The organism is Mariniflexile sp. HNIBRBA6329 (assembly GCF_043558645.1).
Classification (GTDB): Bacteria; Bacteroidota; Bacteroidia; order Flavobacteriales; family Flavobacteriaceae; genus Mariniflexile.
Window position 1 is genome coordinate 1 of sequence record NZ_JBIFXS010000057.1, and the last position, 239, is coordinate 239.

The 239-nt window shown below is 42.7% G+C and carries 1 protein-coding gene; it reads right to left on the reverse strand.

Annotated features, from left to right (window positions below; genetic code table 11):
* The coding region (locus ACGK9U_RS16175) for a hypothetical protein (protein ID WP_394467597.1) at positions 1-239 on the reverse strand (239 nt) is incomplete at both ends.

Sequence of the window (239 nt, forward strand, 5' to 3'; positions counted from 1 at the left end):
GTACTTGCGCTAGAAGTATCTTGAGTACATTCTATAGTTACATCAGCTGGCACAGTTAAGCTAGGAGGCGTTGTGTCAACCACCGTTATAGTTTGTACTGCAGAAGTTGGGTTGCCACATTCGTCAGTCGCTGTCCAAGTTCTAGTAATAGTTTTGGTGTTCCCACAAGAAGCAACTTCAGTATCACTTTCAGTAATGGTTACATTAGTACTGCAAGTATCAGTAGCAGTAGCCATACC